Here is an 18,783-nt window from a genome sequence, read left to right as displayed (position 1 = left end):
TCAGCGCGCCTTTTCAAGCGCCGGGCGCAGCTGGCTGTCGATGACTCGTTGCACCAGTGGCCCGGCGACGCGCAGCAGGATATTGCCGTCGCCGTCTATCAAATAGGTTTCCGGCACACCGTAGACGCCCCAGTCAAGCGCCGCGCGCCCCGAATTATCTGCCCCAACGGCCTCGTAAGGGTCGCCAAGTTCCGCAAGGAAGTCCAGCGCGTTGTCCGGGTCATCCTTGTAATTGATCCCATAGATCGGCAGCCCCTCGGCCCGCAGCTTTTCAAGATTGGGATGTTCGACACGGCACGGGGCGCACCAGCTGGCCCAGTAGTTCACCAGCTTGAGATTGCCATCGCGCAGCGTTTCATCGTCAAACAGCGCCTTGCCCGGCAATTCGGTGATCTGCAAGGCTGGGGCCTGCTGGCCGATCCGGGCCGAGGGCAACGCCTCGGGGTCGTCGCGGAACATGCCCACAAGGAACAGGCTGGCCAGTCCGAGGAAGACGAGCGGCGGAATAACCATCAGGGGCGAGATTTTAGCCATCGCGATTGGCCTTTGTTTTCAGGCGGTTTTCAAGCTCGGCCATGTCGGCGCGCACCTTGCGGCCGCGCCACAGCGTCACTGCAACCAGCAGCGCCAGCAGAACAAGCGACGCGCCATAGGACGACAGGACCGTCGCGGCGTATTTGCCAAGATCGGGGATCATGCCGCCATCCTTTCGCGCGCCAGCAGGGCACGGATGCGCCGGGCGCGGATTTCCGTGCCGGTGCGGTAAAGTACAAGCGCGATGAAAAGCAGCACGAACCCGACCATGCAGACCAGCAGCGGGAAGAAGAAGATATTGCTGACCTTCTCCTCGGTATCGGTGCCGGTGATCGCCCCAGCCCGCATGACCGACGCGCCCTGATGCAGCCCTTGGTTCCAGAAGTTCACCGCATAGCGCGACAGGATCGCAAAGACCGAGCCCACTAGACAGAGCACGCTAGTCAGGTCGGCGGCGGTATCCGGATCCTCGATCGCGGACCAGAGCGCGATATAGCCAAGGTAGAACAGGAACAGGATCAGAAACGAGGTCAGGCGCGGATCCCAGGCCCACCATGTGCCCCACATCGGCTGGCCCCAGATCGCCCCGGTCACCAGCGCGATAATAGTCATCGTCGCGCCCACGGGCGCAGCGGCACGGGCGGCAAGCGCGCTGACGTGGTGGCGGCGGATCAGCCAGATCAGCGCGGCCACCAGCATCATCAGCCAGGCGTTGATCGCCATCAGCGCCGAAGGCACGTGAAGGTAGATGATCTTGACCGTCGATCCCTGCCGGTAATCGTCGGGCGTAAAGAAAAATCCCCAGATCAGCCCGATCACGATACAGGCCCCCGACAACCACCAGAACACGGGCAGAACCCGCTCTGACGTTGTCAGGAATTTCTTAGGATTGGCGTATTCCCACAGTGACATGGCTCTTATCTATCCACTCTTTGCAAGGGGGACAATTCACATAACCTAGCGCAGATTGACGCGCAGCACGGCGGCGCTTGCAAAGGGCAATAGCGCGGTAACGCCGGCGGTGATCCCGGCCAGAAGCAAAAGCGGCGTGGTGGCTTCCATGTCCGTCGCGCCACGCCGTGCGACCTCGGCCCCAAAGATCAGCGTCGGCACGTAAAGCGGCAGCACCAGCAGCGACAATAACAGACCGCCGCGTTTCAGCCCCACGGTCAGCGCAGCGCCAAAGGTGCCGATGACCGAGAGCGCCGGGGTGCCCACCAGCAGCGAGATCACCAACCAGAAGTAGCCCGGCGCAGGCAGGCTCAGCAGCACGCCAAGGCCGGGCGCGATCAGCACCAGCGGCAGGCCGGTCGTGAGCCAATGCGCCAGTGCCTTGATCGTCACGACGGATTCGAGCGGCAGCGGTGCGGTGGCAAGCAGGTCGAGCGTGCCGTCCTCCCAGTCGAGCGCCAGCAGCCGGTCGAGTGACAGCAGGCAGGCCAACAACGCCCCAAGCCAGAGCACCCCCGGCGCGATGGTCGCAAGCAGCACCGATTGCGGCCCGACGCTGAACGGGATCAGAACGGTGACGATCAGAAAAAACGCAAGGCCAAGGCCAAAACCGCCGCCTGCCCGCATCGCGAGTTTCAGATCCCTGATCAGCAGCGCCTTCATACGAAGGACCCGTCGAAATCGTCCAGCGCCGGAAGGCTGGCGCGATAGGTCCCAAGGTCAAGCACCCGCGCGTCGAGACCAAGCTCGATATGGGTGGCGATCAGGGCCGAGCCGCCCTGCCCCAGATGGGCCCGCACGGCATCCGCGAACATGGCCACCGCCCCGGTGTCGAGCGACACGGTCGGTTCGTCCAGCACCCAGATCGGTCGCCCGGTGACCAGCATCCGCGCCAGCCCCAGACGGCGTTTCTGTCCGGCGGAAAGAGCACCAGCGGGGCGTGAGCGGAGGTTGTTCAGCTCATAGGCGTCAATCGCCGTTTCGATTCCCCTGGTGCCAAATATCTCGGCCCAGAAATGCAGGTTCTCTTCGACGGAGAGCGTGGGTTTCAACCCGTCCGCATGGCCCGCATAGGCGATGGTTTCGTCGTTTCCGTCGATCTGACCGGTAACCGGCGGCTGCAGTCCGGCCAGCGTGCGCAACAGTGTCGTCTTTCCGATCCCGTTCGGGCCGCGCAAGACCAGCGCCTCACCGCGGACAAGGGCAAAGGAGACCCCCTGCAGCACCGGAAGGCCGCCCCGCGCAATCGAAAGATCGGATACTGTCAGCGTCATGAATGTGCGATAACCGATTGACCCGCCGCACAAAAGAGCAAAGCGGTCAGACCGGGACCAGCGCCATCGCGACGCGGCGCCCTTCCGAGAGCAGAACATTGTAGGTCCGGCAGGCAGCGGGTGAGTTCATCACCTCGACCCCGAGACCGGCCTCGTCCAGCGTGCTGCGCAGCTCGCGGGGCAGATGCGCGATTTCCGCGCCGGTCCCGACAAAGAGCACATCGACCTTCCCGGCCAGCGCCAGCAGCGGTTCGGGGTCGGCATATCCCCCCCACAACCCGGTACCCTCGGGACCGGTCAGCACGGTGCCATGATAAACTTCGCCGCCGATGCGGAAAAAGCCCGGCCCATAGCCGTCGACGGGCTTGGAGTCGTTGAAAGTGACTTCGTTCAGACGCATGGGTTCTCCTTTCGCCTCTCTCTGGCCGTCAGTGCCAGAGCGGCAGTCCCAGAATGGCCGATCCGGCAATGATTGTGTAGGCCACCGCGCGGAATTGACGCTCGCTCCCGAATTTAAAAAGCTGCCCGCCGATTACGTTTGCCGCAACAAAGGGGAGCAGCAACACTAGGCCGATGAGAACCATTGCGGGATCCAACATGCCAAAGGCCGCTAGCATAAGGATCATCATGGAATCGAGGACAAAGAGGTAAAGCAGCAATGTCGCGCGTACCACCGCCCCCGGCAGCGTGCTGGCCATGTAGAGCATGATGACTGGCGGACCGGCCAGCCCGGTGGCCCCGCCCAGCACACCGGCGGTCGCGCCGGTGCCAAGGATCAGCGGCGGGGTCAGTTTGCCGTGATAGCGCCAGCCGATCATCAGCGCCATCAGGGTCGCGAGCACTAGGACCGACACCAGCCAACCAAAGACTTCTTCGGGCATATGGGACAGGCCATACAGCCCGACGGGCAGCGCGATCAGCGTGCCAAGCCCAAGGCGCATCACATCGGTTCTGTTGCAGGTGCGATAGGCCCCCGGCAGGTTCGGGATCGGTCCCAGCAGATCGACGACCACCAGCACGGTGAGCGCCCCGGCCGGGGTCAGCACCGAGCTGGCCACCGGCATGATGATGAGCGCCGTGCCGAACCCGGCAAATCCGCGCACCAGCCCCCCGACCACCACGGTCAGGAAGAGCCAGCCAAGCCCCGGCGTTGCGAGAACGCCGGAGATCCAGTCAGGCATCGATATTGGCGTATTGATTGCCGGTGTTGTTGTCCGGCTTGGTCCAGTCGCGCTTGACCCCGATGTACAGCAGTATCGCCGCCGCGATGAAAATCGAGGAATAGGTCCCGACGACAATGCCCCAGATCATCGCGAAAACGAATCCGCGGATCACGTCACCGCCAAGCGCAATCAGCGCAAATAGCGCCAGAAGCGTGGTCAGCGAGGTCATCATCGTACGGCTGAGCGTTTCGTTGATCGAGATATTCAGGACCTCTTTCAGCGGACGGTTCTTGTACTTGCGCAGGTTTTCACGAACCCGGTCAAAGACCACCACCGTGTCGTTCAGCGAATAGCCGACGATGGTCAGCAGCGCCGCGATGATTGCCAGATCGAACTTGATCTGAAGTTCCGAAAACACACCAATGGTCAGGATGACGTCATGGATCAGCGCAATCACCGCCCCGACCGCGAACTGCCATTCGAACCGCAGCCAGACATAGATAAGCACCGCCCCGATCGCCAGCGTCACCGCCTGAACCGCCGTCCAGATCAGCTCTCCAGAGACTTTCGGACCAACGGATTCGACCGACACGAATTCGATATCCGGCACGATGGCCGAGAGCGCGTCCTCGACCGACTGGATCAGCTCGGCGCTGACCGCTTCCTGATCGTCCTGCGCCTGGATACGGATCATCGCCACGTGCTGATCGGCGTCAAAGGTCGGGTCGAACACCTCGGAGATGGTGATGTCGCCAAGGTTCAGCGCGTTCAGCGCTTCCCGATAGCTGGCAATATCAAGATCGGTGCTGCTTTCGGTCCGGATGGTCGTGCCACCGCGAAAGTCGATGCCGTAGTTAAGGCCACGCACACCAAAGGAGACAGCCGCCAGTACGATCAGCACCATCGAGATGCCGAACCAGAGTTTCCAGCGTTTGAAGAAATCGATCTGCGTATCGTCGGGGATCAGTCTTAGCCGCATATCAAACCTCGATTGTCTTGGGACGGCGGCGTTCGAACCACATGACGATCAGCAGCCGCGTGACAAAGATCGCCGTAAAGACCGAGGTCAGGATGCCAAGGCCCAGTGTGATCGCGAATCCCCGCACCGGGCCCGAGCCCATGACGAAAAGGATCACGGCCGTGATGAAGGTGGTGATGTTCGCGTCAAGGATCGCCGACAGCGCCTTTTCATAGCCCAGCTCGATGGCTCGAGCCGGACCGCGCGCGGTCTTGAGTTCTTCGCGGATACGCTCGAAAATCAGCACGTTGGCGTCCACCGCCATACCCACCGTCAGCACGATCCCGGCGATGCCCGGCAGGGTCAGCGTGGCCCCCATGAGCGACAGCGCCGCGAAAAGGATCACGATGTTGAGGATCAGCGCAATATTGGCAAAAATCCCGAAAAGCCCGTAGCTGAGCACCATGAAGACAAGCACGGCAGCAAAGGCGACCGCCGTGGCGATCTTGCCCGCGTCGATGCTGTCCTGCCCGAGTTCCGGGCCGATGGTCCGCTCTTCGAGGAAGGTCAGCTCGGCCGGCAGGGCACCGGCGCGCAGCAGCACGGCAAGATTGGTGCTTTCCTCGACCGTAAAGCGACCGGTGATGATACCCGAACCGCCGGGGATATGGCTTTGAATGACCGGGGCGCTGATCACCTCATCATCGAGGACGATGGCAAAGGGCTGGCCGATGTTTTCAAGCGTGTAGTCACCGAATTTGCGTGCGCCAGTCGTATTGAAACGGAAATTCACCGCCGGGCGGCCGTTCTGATCGAACGACGGCTGCGCGTCGACCAGTTCGTCGCCGGAAACGACGGGCGCGGTTTCGATCGTGTAATACTGGCCCTCCTCGTCAAGCGAAGGCACGACCATCTCACCGGGGCTGGCATTGGCCTCCGGGTCTCCGCCCCGCGAAATAACCGGGTTAAAGGTCAGGCGTGCGGTTGTACCGATGATCTCTTTCAGCTCGCTCGCGCTGCCGATGCCGGGCACCTGGATCAGGATCCGGTCCGCGCCCTGCCGCTGGATCGTGGGCTCGCGGGTGCCAACCGCGTCGATCCGGCGGCGAATGATTTCCAGTGCCTGACGCACGGTGCGGTCGTCCGAGGCGCGCTGTTCGGCCTCGGACAGGGTCACGACCATGATATCGCCCTGCCCGCTGACCACGTAATCTGTCGACCCGACACCGCTAAGCGACTGAATAGGCTGGGTAAGTCCACGAACGACTTCAAGCGCACGGGCCATCCCGTCAGGGTTGCCGATGCGCACGCGAAGCTCTTCCGGCGGCGATGGCACACGACGCACACCGCCCACCGTATCGCGTTCCGGGCGCAGGGCATCGCGCAGGCTGGGCCAGAACCCTTCAAGCCGGGTTGCGTAAACTTCGGCGACCTGAACCTCGGCAAGCAGATGCGCACCGCCGCGCAGGTCGAGCCCGAGGTTCACTAGGTCCGTCGGCGCCCATGACGGCCACTGGGCCTCTGCCGCAAGCAGATCGGGGTTCTCGCCGCGCACCTCGATGGCGGCAACCGCGTCATTATGGGTTTCGACGCGCGTATAGAACGCGTTGGGCAGAGCGAATATCAGACCGGCGGCACAGACCAGCCAGATCAGTACCCGCTTCCAGAGATCGATGTAGAGCATTGCCCTGCCTTTTCAGATGGTTACAGAGCCGCGTTACTTCGCCGGTTCGGTCTTGGAGGTCACGTTGGCGATGGTCGATTTCACCACGCGCACTTTCACGCCCTCGGCGATTTCGACTTCGACTTCACCGTCTTCCTTGACCTTGGTGACCTTGCCGATGATCCCACCTTGCGTGATGATCTGGTCGCCCCGGCGCACGGCTTCGACCATGGCCTGATGCTCTTTCACCTTCTTCTGCTGAGGACGGATCAGCAGGAAATACATGATCGCGAAAATCAGGATCAGCGGGAGAAACTGGGCGATTGCGCCACCTTCCATGGGGTCTTCCTTTTGTTGTCTGGGCCGGGGACTCCCCCCGCGAATTTGGCCGGAACCTATGCGTTGAGGGGGGGCAATGCAAGGCGGGGAAACCGGGAAAACAGAGGGGTGACAACTGTACACACCCCGTACACCCCCTGTACACCGCCGCGGTGCGGCGAAATACGCGCGATTACGTCCCCTTTTGACCTGGGGGAACATCATTCGCCAGCCCAGAACGCGACTCCATTTCTCTGCATAAAACCCGCCTCAGCAAGTCCCGACGGATTGACGCTTTTCATCGCGCAACGGCTGTCCGAGCGCTTGTGCGATCTCGAAAAACCTTGATGGGAGGCAAAGGCAGGCCCTACACCTGTTACATATTGAACGATTTCCCTGCGCAAGAATTTGACCGGCGGTGCACTTGGCCCTGCCCTGATCCGGAAAGGAATTGAACAGTGTCCAAACGGGAGAAGATCATCCCTCTAGCGAGCCTTGCGCTCCTCGTTACGTTATTGGTCTTTTTGAGCGGGTTCGCCTTTCGCCATTACCACATCTGGCCCACCCGTGATCTTCTTTTGCTGCGCCAGCAGGTGGAGTTTTACCGCCGCTTCGGACATTGGGGCCGCGAGAACCAGTTCATGAAAGCGAATGTCACCAGCGGCGATCCCCGGGCCGTCATCAAGGACGCCGGTGAGGTCATGCCGGGCTATCGCGCAATCATGGGTTTTGACGTCGCGCTTGATACCTATTCCGTGCGGCTGCTCGACCCGTCCGGAGAACAGGTCCATGTCTGGCCGACGAGCTACCGCGCGCTTTCGGGCGACACCGAAGCCACGCATGAAATCAACCCGCATGGCATGCAGATGATGCCCGATGGCAGCATCGTGGTGAATTTCGCCAAGGGTGGGCCCCTGATGGCGCGGATCGATGCCTGCGGAGAACCGCTCTGGACGCGCGAGGGGGTCTATCATCATTCCATCGACATCGACGATGACGGGACTCTCTGGACATGGTTCAGCCCGGATACCGTCAGCAGCCCGCTGCAGAGCATTCTGCAGATGGACGCGGACACCGGCGAACACTTGAGCGAGATTTCGATGGAGGAGGTACAGGCCGCGTCCCAGCGCAACGCGGTCATGCTCGCCCTGCCCGACGGTTACAGGCTGTCTCCGGTCCGTGAGATCCGGCGCGGGCTGGAGGACGATATTTTTCACCCCAATGACGTCGAGCCGCTGCGCCGTGAATTTGCACCGGCCTTCCCGGATTTCAGCCCGGGCGATCTGCTGATCAGCCTGCGCGAGCTGGACCTCGTCGCCGTGCTCGACCCCGAAAGCCTTGCCTTCAAATGGGCCGCCTACGGGCCGTGGATCCGCCAGCACGATCCGGATTTCACCGCCTTAGGCCGGATCGAGGTCTATGACAATGCGACCGGGCGCGGGCGGTCGGGGATCATCTCGGTCGACCCGGCAAGCGGCGATATCCGGCGTTTCCATACGCCGCCGGATTCCGCGTGGTACAGCCCGTGGCAGGGAAAACAGCAGCGCCTCCCCTCGGGCGCGCACCTGATCACCGTCCCGACGCAGGGCCGTGTGGTGGAGATTTCCAAGAACGGGGAGATCGTGTTCGAGTTCAACAATATCGCGGGCGACGGGGTGAACGCGAGCGTGTTCAACGCGGTGTGGCTGCCGGAGGATTATTACGAAACGGTACCGAATTGTGTAGCAGAGTGAACGGGGCGGACTCCTGACATTCCGGGCTTGGCAGTGATGCGGCTTGGCGTCATGTTACTAGTTAGGGGGAATTATCGTTAAATGTCAAAGGCGCTCGAAAAACAAAGGGAGAGGCTTCGCGTTCGTTTGGATTCGCACCGATTAGACCACTCTCGGCAAGAAATCAGCATCAAGCGGGTCAATGAAACGACACGCGCCTCAAGAGGTATCTGGGTTGGGTTGCTCGCCTACATGGCGTTTGTTGGTGTCACATTGGTGGGTATCGAGGACGTTGATTTCTTCGTCCCCGAGCGCCAGACTACTCTACCATTAGTAAACGTCACTGTGCCGACATTTCTATTCATGGCAATCGCGCCATGTCTGGGAGCGCTTATTTATGTGTATCTTCATATGCACCTCATGAAACATTGGGAAGCGTTGGCAAAATTACCGCATAGATATGAAGGCGATTCGGCTTCTGACCGCATAACACCCTGGCTAGTTAGCGATTTTGCGTTGGCAAAACCTAAAACAACACACCTGCCGCAAGACCGGTTACATATTTTATGTAATTGGGTTAATATTATCCTCGCGTTTTTCGGCACACCAGCGATATTGTTCGTTTTTTGGTATCGCTCTGCGGTGTTTCATTCTGGAACTCTTACTCACCTCTGCAATTTAATTCCTCTTATTTTTTCAATACAGTTTGGGTTAGTGAGCTGGATGCGATTTGTCCATCTTATGAAACGCCGTAGCACCGCCTATAGCGTTTCGATATCTTTACTAAAACTCCTAAATATTATCGCGCTGCTCGCGTTCCCATTGTGGGGATGGTTGCGAACGGATGATACACTGACCCAATACGCATTCTCTATCGGCGCATTAAATCAGAAAATAAACTCCCAGAAACTATTTCAAAAACCCTTTCCCTGGCTCGTAAGTACTGCCAACTTAGAAGGCGCAAATTTCTCAAATGTGCCGTCAACTTGGCTGACTCCAGAATTAGATCGAATTTCCTATCGCTCCCGATGGTGCGGCAGTAGAAGCATGAACCCAAGTGTCTGCGGTGAGGCTACTTCAGACGACAACGAGACTTCTTTAGTTCTGACGATTGAACGCAAACAGTATTGCGAAAACATGGAAATTGGCAGAACTCAGGGTGTAGATTGCTACACTTTTTTTAGAGAACAAGAAGAAGAGTTCGCATCCAATTGGCAAAAGCAATGGGATATAAAACTCAACCATATTTCGCCGTTCAACTTTGCATCTGCAGATTTGAAGTATGCAAACCTTCGGTCATCGCAACTGCAAAGAGTCGATTTCAGGGAAGCAGAACTACAGGGTGCTAGCATTATTTTCGCCCATCTGCAGCGAAGCTACATGAGAGAGGCGCAACTACAGGGAGCTGATCTGTTGCTTGCTCAGATGCAGGGAGCAGATCTCAAGTGGGCGCAGTTACAAGGCGCGCGTCTTTGGGAAACTCAGTTGCAAGGAGCGAACCTCACTGGCGCTGGAATGCAGAACACAGATCTCAGAGAAGCACAATTGCAAGGCGCAAACTTAAGTGAGACACAACTCAGTGGTGCTGACCTCAGCGGAGCACAATTCAACAAATCATCATCTTTCAAAGCCGCCAATCTCCGAGGAGCGTCGTTAAGAGATGTTGATTTTACCATGATACCTGATTTTACGGTCGACCTCAGCGAGGTTTTTGGTGACTCAACCGTAAAATTTCCGGAAGGCGTCGAAGTGCCAGAGCATTTCCATCGCTCTTACAAAACCGAAAAAGAATTCATAGCCGCCTGGCACGCCTTCCAGAAAGAGATTGGGTTTGACCCGGACGACCCGTCTACATGGGACAAGCGCAAGGACTGAGCCTCCCCCTACCCTCCTCTTTCAACATGAGGCATAAGGCGGCGAACCGACTCATGGATCCGAGGACCAAGACATGCATGACATTCGTGCCATTCGCGAAAACCCCGAAGCTTTCGACGCCGCTCTGGCGCGGCGGGGGGATGCGGGGGTGTCGTCGGAGCTGCTTGCGCTTGATGGCGAGCGCCGGGCGCGGATACAGGCGGCCGAAGAGGCGCAGGCCGAGCAGAACCGGGCCTCGAAACTGGTAGGGGCGGCCAAGGCCAAGGGGGACGAGGCCGAGTTCGAGCGGCTGCGCGCGCTGGTCTCCGAGAAGAAATCGCAAGTGGCGGAGATGCAGGCCGAGGCCAAGGAGCTGGATGCCAGGCTGAGCGATATGCTGGCGCGCATCGCCAACCTCCCCGCGAGCGATGTGCCCGATGGCGGCGGCGAAGAGGATAATGTCGAGGTAAAGCGCTGGGGCGACCAGCCTGCGTTCGATTTCACGCCCAAGGAGCATTACGAGATCGCGGGCGTCGCGGCCTCGATGGATTTCGAGCTGGCGGCGAAGATTTCCGGCTCGCGTTTCGTGATGCTCAAGGGGGCGGTGGCGCGGATTCACCGGGCGCTTGCGCAGTTCATGATCGACACGCATGTGGATGAGAACGGGCTGGTCGAGATGAACTCGCCCGTGCTGGTGCGCGACGAGGCGATGTATGGCACGGACAAGCTGCCAAAATTCGGGGAGGACAGCTATCAGACGACGAATGGCTGGTGGCTGGTGCCGACCTCCGAGGTGCCGCTGACCTATACCGTGGCGGGCGATATCGTCGATGCTGGCGCGCTGCCGGTACGGATGACGGCGCATACGCTGTGCTTCCGGTCTGAGGCGGGGAGCGCGGGCAAGGATACGGCGGGGATGCTGCGCCAGCACCAGTTCGAGAAGGTCGAGATGGTGTCGGTGACCCATCCAGACGAGAGTGACGCCGAGCAGAAGCGGATGCTGGGCTGTGCCGAGGGTCTGCTGGAGAAGCTTGGCATTCCTTACCGCACGGTGATCCTCTGCACCGGCGACATGGGGTTCGGCGCCAAGCGGACCTATGATATCGAGGCGTGGCTGCCGGGTCAGGATGCCTATCGCGAGATCTCCTCGGTCTCGACGACGGGCGATTTCCAGGCGCGGCGGATGAACGCGCGGTTCCGTCCCGAGGGCGGTGGCAAGCCCGAGTTCGTGCATACACTGAACGGGTCCGGCCTTGCCGTCGGGCGCTGCCTGATCGCGGTGCTGGAAAACGGCCAGCAGGCGGATGGCTCGGTCAAGCTGCCCGAGGTTCTTGCGCCCTATCTGGGCGGCAAGACCATGCTGAGCGCCGAGGGCACCCTGTCATGAGACGCCTGCCCGAGCCGATGGCATGGGTGGTCGCGGCGGCCACGCTGGCATTTGTCGCCTCGCCGCTGCTGACGCCCGGGTTTCGCGGGTTCGAGTCCGGGCAGTTCCCGGTGCCGCAGGTCGATCCGATGGTGCAGCCCTCGGGCTATGCGTTTTCGATCTGGGGCGTGATCTATGCCTGGCTGCTGATCAGCGCGGTCTTTGGGCTGATCTGGCGCGGCAATGCGCCGGACTGGCTGGCGATGCGGCCTGCCCTCGCAGCCTCGGTCGGGGTGGGTGCCGTCTGGCTACCGGTGGCAGAGGTCGCTCCCCTGCCCGCGACGGTGCTGATCTGGATCATGCTGGGCACCGCGCTGGTGGCGCTGCGCCGGGCGCCGCTGCTTGATATCGGCTGGGCGCGTGCGCCGCTTGGGCTTTACGCAGGATGGCTGACTGCCGCGTCCTGCGTGGCGCTGGGGATCGTGCTGGCGGGCTATGGACTGACGAGCGAGCGGGAGGCGGCGATTGTCGCCCTCCTGCTGGCGTTGGTCATCGCCATCTTTGTGCTGCGGCGCACGGGAAGTTCACCCGCCTACGGGGTCGCCGTGGTCTGGGCGCTGATCGGGGTGGCGGTGTCGAACTGGGGCGGCAATCCGGCGGTGTTCTGGCTGGCGGCTATTGGCGCGCTGGTGATCGCTGTGCCAACGCTCTGGCGGCTGACGGGCTGAGCCGGTGACGACATTGGACCGCGCAATTCTTTATTGCCGTCAGGTTGAGAAGACCGCTGCCTTTTACGAGAGCCATTTCGGGTATCAGGTGTTGAACGATCCGACGGATCGGATCGTGGAATTGCGCCCTCCCGGCGATGGGTTGGTTCTGCTCTTGCACCCCGCTGGCAAGGGGCAAAAACAGGGTCAGGTGCAACTCAAGCTGGTCTTTGACGTAGCGGACGTGTCGGCGATGCGCGCTACACTTATTGAGAGCGGTGTCGAGGTCGGGCCTCTGCACCATGCGAATGGTTACGTCTTTGCCAATCTGAAAGACCCGAGCGGCAATGCTCTGTCGATTTCCGGACGGGCGTTTCGGTAGAGAAGCGGTCCGTGCGTCCTGACGAACGGACCAGTGCCATTTGCCCGATTACTTCGAGGTTTTTTTCTTCTTCGACGGTTTGGATTTCTTTGAGAGTTTCTTTTTAAGAGCCTTGAGCTTGTCCGACATCCTTTTCGCCGCTTTTTCCAGTTTCTTCTTGGCGTCTTTTTTATTGTCGGATTTTTCTTTCTCCGACTTCTTCTTTTCCGACTTCTTTACGTCAGACTTCTTTACGTCAGACTTTTTGGGTTCTGGCTTCGATTTCTTGTCCGACTTGGTCTTTTTGCTTTTCTTGTCGTCGGTCTTTTTCGACTTTTTGACCGGTTTCTTTTTCGCGGGTTTCGCTGCTGTCGGAATCTCCGGTTCCGGCTCGGCCTTTGGCTCGCCATTGTCTTTGGCCGGTTCGGCAAGAACGACAGGATCGGGAACGGGCGTCACGAGTTCCGGCTCGGGTGCGGGATCGAGCGCGGGGGCGTCGGTGCCACCTGCAACCTCTTTGGCGGCTTCGATCAGACGTGGCGCGCTGGCGGCGCCGATGCCCGGTACAGCGACCAGTGCTTCGGGCGTGGCGGCGGCGATGCTTTCGGCGCTGTCAAAGCCGTGCTTTACCAGTGCCTCCGCAAGAGAGGGGCCAATTCCGTTAACTTCATTCAATGCTGTCATGTTCAGTCCTTTTCTGTGGGGCGGACAAGTGAGCCCTGCGCCGCCCCGCAATCGCGCCGATCAGGCCGCTTTCTTAAGCGCTTTCTTGGCGGACTTGAGCTTGCTCTCTTGGCGGGCAACCTTCTTCTCGCGCTTTTTGACCTCGGCCTTCAGTTCCTTGATCTTAGCTTTCTTCGCCATGCGTATGTTCCTTAAATTTCAGTTTCATGCCAACAGCCATCTGCTGTGCGGCAAAGGCACATGTATCACAAAGCTATCTATTGTATATACAAAAGTTATACTTTTCTGAGCGGATTTCTGAGCCCCGCTCCTCAGGCGTTCAGCGGCGCGGCCTGACCCGAGGACGGGAAAGGCACCAGGCGCTGCTGATCCTCGTCCCATAGCTTGAGGTTGAGCGCACGCACCGCCTCGGGGAACTTGATGCGGCGGGGCGCGATGTCGTTAGGCAAGGCATAGTGGCAGGCGCGCAGGCGATAGCTGGGGATCCGCGCGTTGAAGTGGTGGATATCGTGCAGCGTGATGCAGGCGACGATATGGTCAAAGGCCCAGCCGAAATCGAGACAGGAAGACCCCTGTAACGCCGCGACTTGCGGGTCGAGATCAGGACGGCGATCCCAATAGGTGTCCTCGAAATTATGCTGGAGATAGACGAGGAAGACGCCGATCATGCCACCAAGAAAGCTCGCCCCCAGCCAGACCAGCACGCCGGTCCACCCGAAAAGAGCGTAGAGCGAGCCGATATAGGCCGCGATGACGAGGTTATGAAGCAGCACACCTTGGACACCGAAAAGGGTGGTGTTCTTGGGCCAGCGGTAGCGGATGAAATAGGTAAAGAGCGAGCCCAGCGGCACCAGCACGAAGGGATTGCGATAGAGCCGATATTGCAGGCGTTGCCAGAACCCGGCGTCGTTCCATTCACGCAAGGTCATCGTGTGGATTTCCCCGGTTTCGCGATGTTCGAGATTGCCGATATTGGCATGGTGCAGGTTGTGGTTCTGCTTCATCACTTCGAACGGCGCAAAGGTAAACGGCGACAGGCTGTGCCCGGCCCATTCGTTTTGCTGGCGGGTTTCGAACAGGGAATGGTGGCCGCAGTCATGCTGCAAAACGTAAAGCCGCACGGCCGAAAACGCATGGATCAGGATCATCGGCGCGGCGATATACCAGACCTCGATCTGCGTGATCGCGAAATAGAGCGAGGTGAAATAGACCGCGAATGTGCCGAAATAGCTTAGCGATGCCAGCCGGTTGTCCTTGTCACAATACTTGCGGGTGTGCTCTCGGAGATTCATGTCTTGCTTTGCCTGTCGCATCTGCGCGCAGAAATTTGCCGCGACTATACCTATGCGCGCAACTTAACACTTTCTTAATATTTTTCAATTTGATCGGACTTAAAATTGCGTGGCGCGGCGATCAGGCGCTTAGATTCAGGACACCCATGGTTTCGAGCCCGCTCAGGATTGAATCGACGGCCACCGTGGCAAGGATAATGCCCATCACGCGGCTTATGACGCTGGAGCCGGTGGAGCCGATCAGTTTCTGGATTCTGGTGGCCAAAAGCAACAGCACGAAGGTGAAGGCGAGAATGAGGATCAGCAGACCGGCAGTGATTGCCTGATCCTCGAGCGGCTGACGGTGATTGTCGGTCAGGATCACGACGGCGAGCATGGCGCCGGGCGAGGCGATCGAGGGAATGGCGAGCGGGAATACCGCGCCGGACAGGTCGTCATGGGCCGCCTCGTCGATTTCCCGCGCGGCCTTGGACTCGCCAAAGATCATGGTCAGCGCGAAGAGCATCAGCACGATGCCGCCCGCGATCTGGAACGTGCCAAGCCGCAGGCCAAGCGCCTCGAACAGGAACTGCCCGCCGACGAGGAAGCCGAGCAGTACCAGCATGGCGATCAGGATGGCGCGCAGCGCATAGGCACGATGCAGCCGATGGGGCACATTGGCGGTGGCGTAGAGAAAGACCGGAATCGACCCGATGGGGTCGATGACCACGAAAAGCGTGATGAATTCGCGTATGATATCGGTCCAGTTCACCGGATTTTTGTGCCTGACATAATAGTTTAGGGGACGTTGACCCTGTCTTGCCAAGGGTTTGTGCTGGATGCAAGGCGGCACAGGCGCGGAACAGTCGAGACCGGGGTTGGTCGCGGCGTTTTGGCACGGCGAAGCGTGCTTGGTTGCCTGAGTTTCGAGTGGGGTGGCTTGCGGCGCTGTGATCCCAGACGCCACCCATTGGGGAATAGCGATTACTCGATACGGGCCAGATTATCGGGCGGGAGGCCCATGGCTTTCGCAATGCAGCGCATGTCCTCGGGTGTGATCTTCCGCTTGGGGCCGCGCATCAGAAGCCCCCAGTTATCGATATGATCGCGCGTCAGGCTCAGGACACCAAGCAGGGGGCGGATCGGGGCGGGCGTCACGCCGGGGAAGTAATCGACATTCACTCGATAAGGGTTGAAGTCCATTGACTGAGCCGCGTGATAGGGCTCGTCCGATGTGACGCGGCCGATGGCCGTGAACGCCTGGACAGGCGCGCCTTTTCGCATGCCCTCGCGCGGAGAATAGTAGACGAGCCAGTCGCCCCGGTGCAGCGCCTTGACGGCATCGTGCCTGCCGTGTCCCAGTTGCGCAAAGCCACCTTCGACACCTGCGCTGACGTGATCCGCGGAGGCAACACCGATCCAGCAGGTCATGGGTTCAACCTTCCTGCGCAACGGTGTGGGCAGTGATCGTATATCCGAACGGATCCTCGAACGCGAAGTAGCGACCAAAGGGACCGTCCTTGGGCGCGAAGGCAATTGTCACGCCCTTTGCCTCGAGATGATCATGCAGCGTATCGGCGTCATCGCAGCCGAACCACAGGGAAATCCCGTGACCGAGAGGGCGCGTTGCCTCGAGTTCAACCACCGGGGTGCGGACGGCGAAAGGGATCGGCCTGGTGTCGAACACAACCGCACCCGGAGGCGCGAAAGATGCGGGAGTGAGACCGACAGTATCGGTGTAAAAGGCGCGAGCGGAGTCGAGATCTGCGACCTGCAAGCCGATGAAGTCAGGGCCGATGAGATGGGGCATGTGGATTGTCTTTCTCGGGGGGGAACGCTAGTATCAGGGACCTGATATAATATAAGCCTGCTGATATGAAAAGCGCCAAAACACCAACATCGCCAGAAGACACCCCATTCGTACCACAGGAGTCGCTCGGCTATGCGATCAAGCGGGCGCAACAGGCGCTGCGCCTGCATATGGACCGGCAGCTAAAGGGTTTTGGTCTCACGGCGCCGCAATATAATGTTCTGTGCAGCCTCGAGGACGAGCCGGGCGCCTCGAACGCGCGTCTGGCGCGGCGGGCTTTCGTTACTCCGCAGACCATGCAATCGATGCTGGTCAAACTTGACAGATCGGGCCTTATCGAGCGGAGCCCGGATGCGGAGCATGGCCGTATCCAGCGCACGCAGCTTACGGAAAAAGGACAGGACGTGCTGTCAAAGGCGCATCGCTCGGTTCTTGAAACGGAGAAGATCGCCCGCGAAGCGGCATCGCCGGACGCCGCCGCGATGCTGCTGAGGATCGCCGATGCGCTATCCTAGATCATGGATACCGGGCTGCATCGCAGTTAATTTCAGCCGCAAACCGGTGGCTTGACCGAATTTATGGCGGCCAAGGTTCATCGTTGGTGATCGCGGCAAAGTCAGCCGCGATTACCAACACATGGCAAGCAAAGTATCAGGCGCAGCGCTACTTGCGCCGCCCTTCGGTATGCTTGCGCAGCTTGCTGGGCGCGGCTTTTTTGCGGCCTTTGTAGGGGTTCTTGTCGTTCTGCGAGCGGATGTGCAGGCGGATCGGGGTGCCCGGCATGTCAAAGTCCTGCCGCAACCCGTTGACCAGATAGCGCGAATAGCTTTCCGGCATCTTGTCTGGGTGCGAGCACATGACAACGAATCCCGGTGGCCTTGTCTTGGCCTGTGTCATGTAGCGCAGCTTGATCCGTTTGCCTTGCGGGGCCGGGGGCGGGTGCTGCTCGAGCATACCCGTTAGCCAGCGGTTTAGCTGTGCGGTGGTCACGCGGCGGTTCCAGACATCATAGGCGCGCAGGATCGCATCGTGCAGGCGGTCGAGCCCCCTGCCCGTCTTGGCCGAGACCGTGATCAGCGGGGCACCGCGCAGCTGCGGCAGCAGGCGTTCGAAGCTTTCCTTGAGGTCGCGCAGTTTTTCCTGCTTTTCCTCTTCGATGTCCCATTTGTTGACGGCGATGATCACCGCGCGGCCTTCGCGCTCGGCAAGGTCGGCGATGCGGAGATCCTGCTGTTCGAAGGGGATCGCGGCGTCAAGGAGAACCACGACGACTTCGGCGAATTTCACTGCGCGCAGACCATCGGAGACGGAGAGTTTTTCGAGCTTTTCCTGCACCTTGGCCTTGCGGCGCATGCCAGCCGTGTCGAACAGGCGGATGTGGGTGCCGTTCCAGTCGACCTGAAGCGAGATCGAGTCGCGGGTGATGCCCGCCTCGGGACCTGTGAGCAGGCGATCTTCGCCGATGATCTTGTTGATGAGCGTGGATTTACCCGCGTTGGGACGTCCCACTACGGCCACTTGCAGCGGCTTGGTCTTGGTGGGCTTGGGCGCGCCGATGGCGGCCTCGTCCTCGTCCACTTCGTCCGAGAGGGTCACGTCGGTTTCGGGCGCGTCCTGCTCGGCCTGTTCCTCGAAGGCGTCGGCCAGCGGCATCAACTGGGCATAGAGGTCGTTCAGACCTTCGTTATGCTCGGCGGAGAGCCGGATCGGTTCGCCAAGGCCAAGGCCCCAGGCGTCGATAACGCCCGCGTCGGCGGCGGACCCTTCGGCCTTGTTGGCGGCAAGAATGACGTGGGCCGAGCGCTTGCGCAGGATTTCCGCGAACATCTGGTCGGTCGGCGTCACCCCGGCGCGGGCGTCGATCATGAAAAGGCAGATATCGGCCATATCAACCGCGCGTTCGGTCAGACGGCGCATCCGGCCCTGAAGACTGTCGTCGTTGACCTCTTCAAGACCGGCGGTGTCGATCACCGTGAACTTGAGGTCACCAAGACGCGCCGCGCCTTCGCGCAGGTCGCGGGTCACACCGGGCTGGTCATCGACCAGCGCAAGACGCTTGCCGACGAGGCGGTTGAAAAGGGTGGACTTGCCCACGTTGGGACGGCCCACGATGGCGAGAGTAAAGGACATGGCCTTGAGCACTTTCGAGTAAGACGA

General features: G+C 60.1%; 22 protein-coding genes. 6 read left to right on the top strand and 16 right to left on the bottom strand.

The annotated features are described in order from the left end of the window. From ACU0FH_RS22630 to yajC, 10 genes are read right to left on the bottom strand one after another with little or no spacing between them, the layout of a single operon-like run. Positions 1–534, bottom strand: a complete 534-nt coding sequence (locus ACU0FH_RS22630; RefSeq protein WP_446196927.1) for a DsbE family thiol:disulfide interchange protein — start codon at positions 532–534, stop codon at positions 1–3. Then, positions 527–697, bottom strand: a complete 171-nt coding sequence (gene ccmD / locus ACU0FH_RS22625; protein WP_198952229.1) for a heme exporter protein CcmD — start codon at positions 695–697, stop codon at positions 527–529. The genes ACU0FH_RS22630 and ccmD overlap by 8 nt, the downstream gene beginning before the upstream one ends. Continuing rightward, entirely contained in the window at positions 694–1,446 is a 753-nt protein-coding gene (locus tag ACU0FH_RS22620; protein WP_446196926.1) for a heme ABC transporter permease, read from the bottom strand. The genes ccmD and ACU0FH_RS22620 overlap by 4 nt, the downstream gene beginning before the upstream one ends. A 45-nt stretch (positions 1,447–1,491) precedes the next feature. Beyond that, positions 1,492–2,148, bottom strand: coding sequence for a heme exporter protein CcmB (ccmB, locus tag ACU0FH_RS22615; protein WP_446196925.1), 657 nt, complete (start codon positions 2,146–2,148; stop codon positions 1,492–1,494). Next, positions 2,145–2,759, bottom strand: coding sequence for a heme ABC exporter ATP-binding protein CcmA (gene ccmA, locus ACU0FH_RS22610; RefSeq protein ID WP_446196924.1), 615 nt, complete (start codon positions 2,757–2,759; stop codon positions 2,145–2,147). Before ccmA ends, ccmB begins: the two co-directional genes overlap by 4 nt. 46 nt (positions 2,760–2,805) lie before the next feature. After that, on the bottom strand, positions 2,806–3,159 hold the full coding sequence (locus ACU0FH_RS22605) for an Mth938-like domain-containing protein (RefSeq protein ID WP_446196923.1): 354 nt from the start codon (positions 3,157–3,159) through the stop codon (positions 2,806–2,808). A gap of 28 nt (positions 3,160–3,187) precedes the next feature. Further along, positions 3,188–3,940: a sulfite exporter TauE/SafE family protein gene (locus ACU0FH_RS22600; protein ID WP_446196922.1), complete on the bottom strand. Its 753-nt coding sequence runs from the start codon at positions 3,938–3,940 to the stop codon at positions 3,188–3,190. Next, positions 3,933–4,901 carry a protein translocase subunit SecF gene (secF, locus tag ACU0FH_RS22595; RefSeq protein WP_446196921.1) on the bottom strand — a complete coding sequence of 323 codons (969 nt, stop codon included), beginning with the start codon at positions 4,899–4,901 and terminating at the stop codon, positions 3,933–3,935. The genes ACU0FH_RS22600 and secF overlap by 8 nt, the downstream gene beginning before the upstream one ends. Before the next feature lies 1 nt (position 4,902). Then, entirely contained in the window at positions 4,903–6,564 is a 1,662-nt protein-coding gene (gene secD / locus ACU0FH_RS22590) for a protein translocase subunit SecD (RefSeq protein WP_446196920.1), read from the bottom strand. A gap of 33 nt (positions 6,565–6,597) precedes the next feature. Then, the gene (gene yajC / locus ACU0FH_RS22585) at positions 6,598–6,882 is read right to left on the bottom strand and encodes a preprotein translocase subunit YajC (RefSeq protein WP_088632677.1); all 285 of its coding nucleotides are present in this window, start codon (positions 6,880–6,882) and stop codon (positions 6,598–6,600) included. Between the two features lie 437 nt (positions 6,883–7,319). Between yajC and ACU0FH_RS22580 the strand changes: the two genes are divergently transcribed. From ACU0FH_RS22580 to ACU0FH_RS22560, 5 genes are all read left to right on the top strand, one after another. Further along, on the top strand, positions 7,320–8,594 hold the full coding sequence (locus tag ACU0FH_RS22580; RefSeq protein ID WP_446196919.1) for an arylsulfotransferase family protein: 1,275 nt from the start codon (positions 7,320–7,322) through the stop codon (positions 8,592–8,594). An 81-nt stretch (positions 8,595–8,675) separates the two neighbouring features. Further along, complete coding sequence (locus tag ACU0FH_RS22575) at positions 8,676–10,448, top strand: pentapeptide repeat-containing protein (RefSeq protein ID WP_446196918.1); 1,773 nt, start codon at positions 8,676–8,678, stop codon at positions 10,446–10,448. Between the two features lie 73 nt (positions 10,449–10,521). After that, the gene (gene serS, locus ACU0FH_RS22570; protein ID WP_446196917.1) at positions 10,522–11,814 is read left to right on the top strand and encodes a serine--tRNA ligase; all 1,293 of its coding nucleotides are present in this window, start codon (positions 10,522–10,524) and stop codon (positions 11,812–11,814) included. Next, positions 11,811–12,521 (top strand): hypothetical protein, encoded by a 711-nt coding sequence (locus ACU0FH_RS22565; RefSeq protein ID WP_446196916.1) that lies wholly within the window; start codon positions 11,811–11,813, stop codon positions 12,519–12,521. The genes serS and ACU0FH_RS22565 overlap by 4 nt, the downstream gene beginning before the upstream one ends. Before the next feature lie 4 nt (positions 12,522–12,525). Next, positions 12,526–12,882, top strand: a complete 357-nt coding sequence (locus ACU0FH_RS22560; protein ID WP_446196915.1) for a VOC family protein — start codon at positions 12,526–12,528, stop codon at positions 12,880–12,882. Positions 12,883–12,930: 48 nt separating this feature from the next. Here the strand turns inward: ACU0FH_RS22560 and ACU0FH_RS22555 are convergent, their stop codons facing one another. The 5 genes from ACU0FH_RS22555 to ACU0FH_RS22535 all read right to left on the bottom strand — a co-directional run bounded on the left by ACU0FH_RS22555 (position 12,931) and on the right by ACU0FH_RS22535 (position 16,626). Beyond that, entirely contained in the window at positions 12,931–13,596 is a 666-nt protein-coding gene (locus tag ACU0FH_RS22555) for a helix-hairpin-helix domain-containing protein (protein ID WP_446196914.1), read from the bottom strand. 260 nt (positions 13,597–13,856) lie between these two features. Further along, positions 13,857–14,837 carry a fatty acid desaturase gene (locus ACU0FH_RS22550; RefSeq protein WP_446196913.1) on the bottom strand — a complete coding sequence of 327 codons (981 nt, stop codon included), beginning with the start codon at positions 14,835–14,837 and terminating at the stop codon, positions 13,857–13,859. Positions 14,838–14,958: 121 nt separating this feature from the next. Beyond that, positions 14,959–15,588 (bottom strand): MarC family protein, encoded by a 630-nt coding sequence (locus ACU0FH_RS22545; protein ID WP_446196912.1) that lies wholly within the window; start codon positions 15,586–15,588, stop codon positions 14,959–14,961. Between the two features lie 212 nt (positions 15,589–15,800). Continuing rightward, the gene (locus ACU0FH_RS22540; RefSeq protein WP_446196911.1) at positions 15,801–16,247 is read right to left on the bottom strand and encodes an EVE domain-containing protein; all 447 of its coding nucleotides are present in this window, start codon (positions 16,245–16,247) and stop codon (positions 15,801–15,803) included. A gap of 4 nt (positions 16,248–16,251) precedes the next feature. After that, positions 16,252–16,626, bottom strand: a complete 375-nt coding sequence (locus ACU0FH_RS22535) for a VOC family protein (RefSeq protein ID WP_446196910.1) — start codon at positions 16,624–16,626, stop codon at positions 16,252–16,254. Positions 16,627–16,691: 65 nt separating this feature from the next. On the opposite strand from ACU0FH_RS22535, the gene ACU0FH_RS22530 reads away from it, so the two are divergent. After that, a complete protein-coding gene (locus tag ACU0FH_RS22530; RefSeq protein WP_446196909.1) occupies positions 16,692–17,141 on the top strand; it encodes a MarR family winged helix-turn-helix transcriptional regulator in 450 nt (149 codons plus the stop codon). Positions 17,142–17,289: 148 nt separating this feature from the next. Here the strand turns inward: ACU0FH_RS22530 and der are convergent, their stop codons facing one another. Continuing rightward, positions 17,290–18,756, bottom strand: a complete 1,467-nt coding sequence (gene der, locus ACU0FH_RS22525; protein WP_446196908.1) for a ribosome biogenesis GTPase Der — start codon at positions 18,754–18,756, stop codon at positions 17,290–17,292. Positions 18,757–18,783: the final 27 nt, after the last annotated feature.

It is taken from the genome of Heliomarina sp. (assembly GCF_052826185.1).
This window is presented reverse-complemented; position numbering and strand designations above follow the sequence as displayed.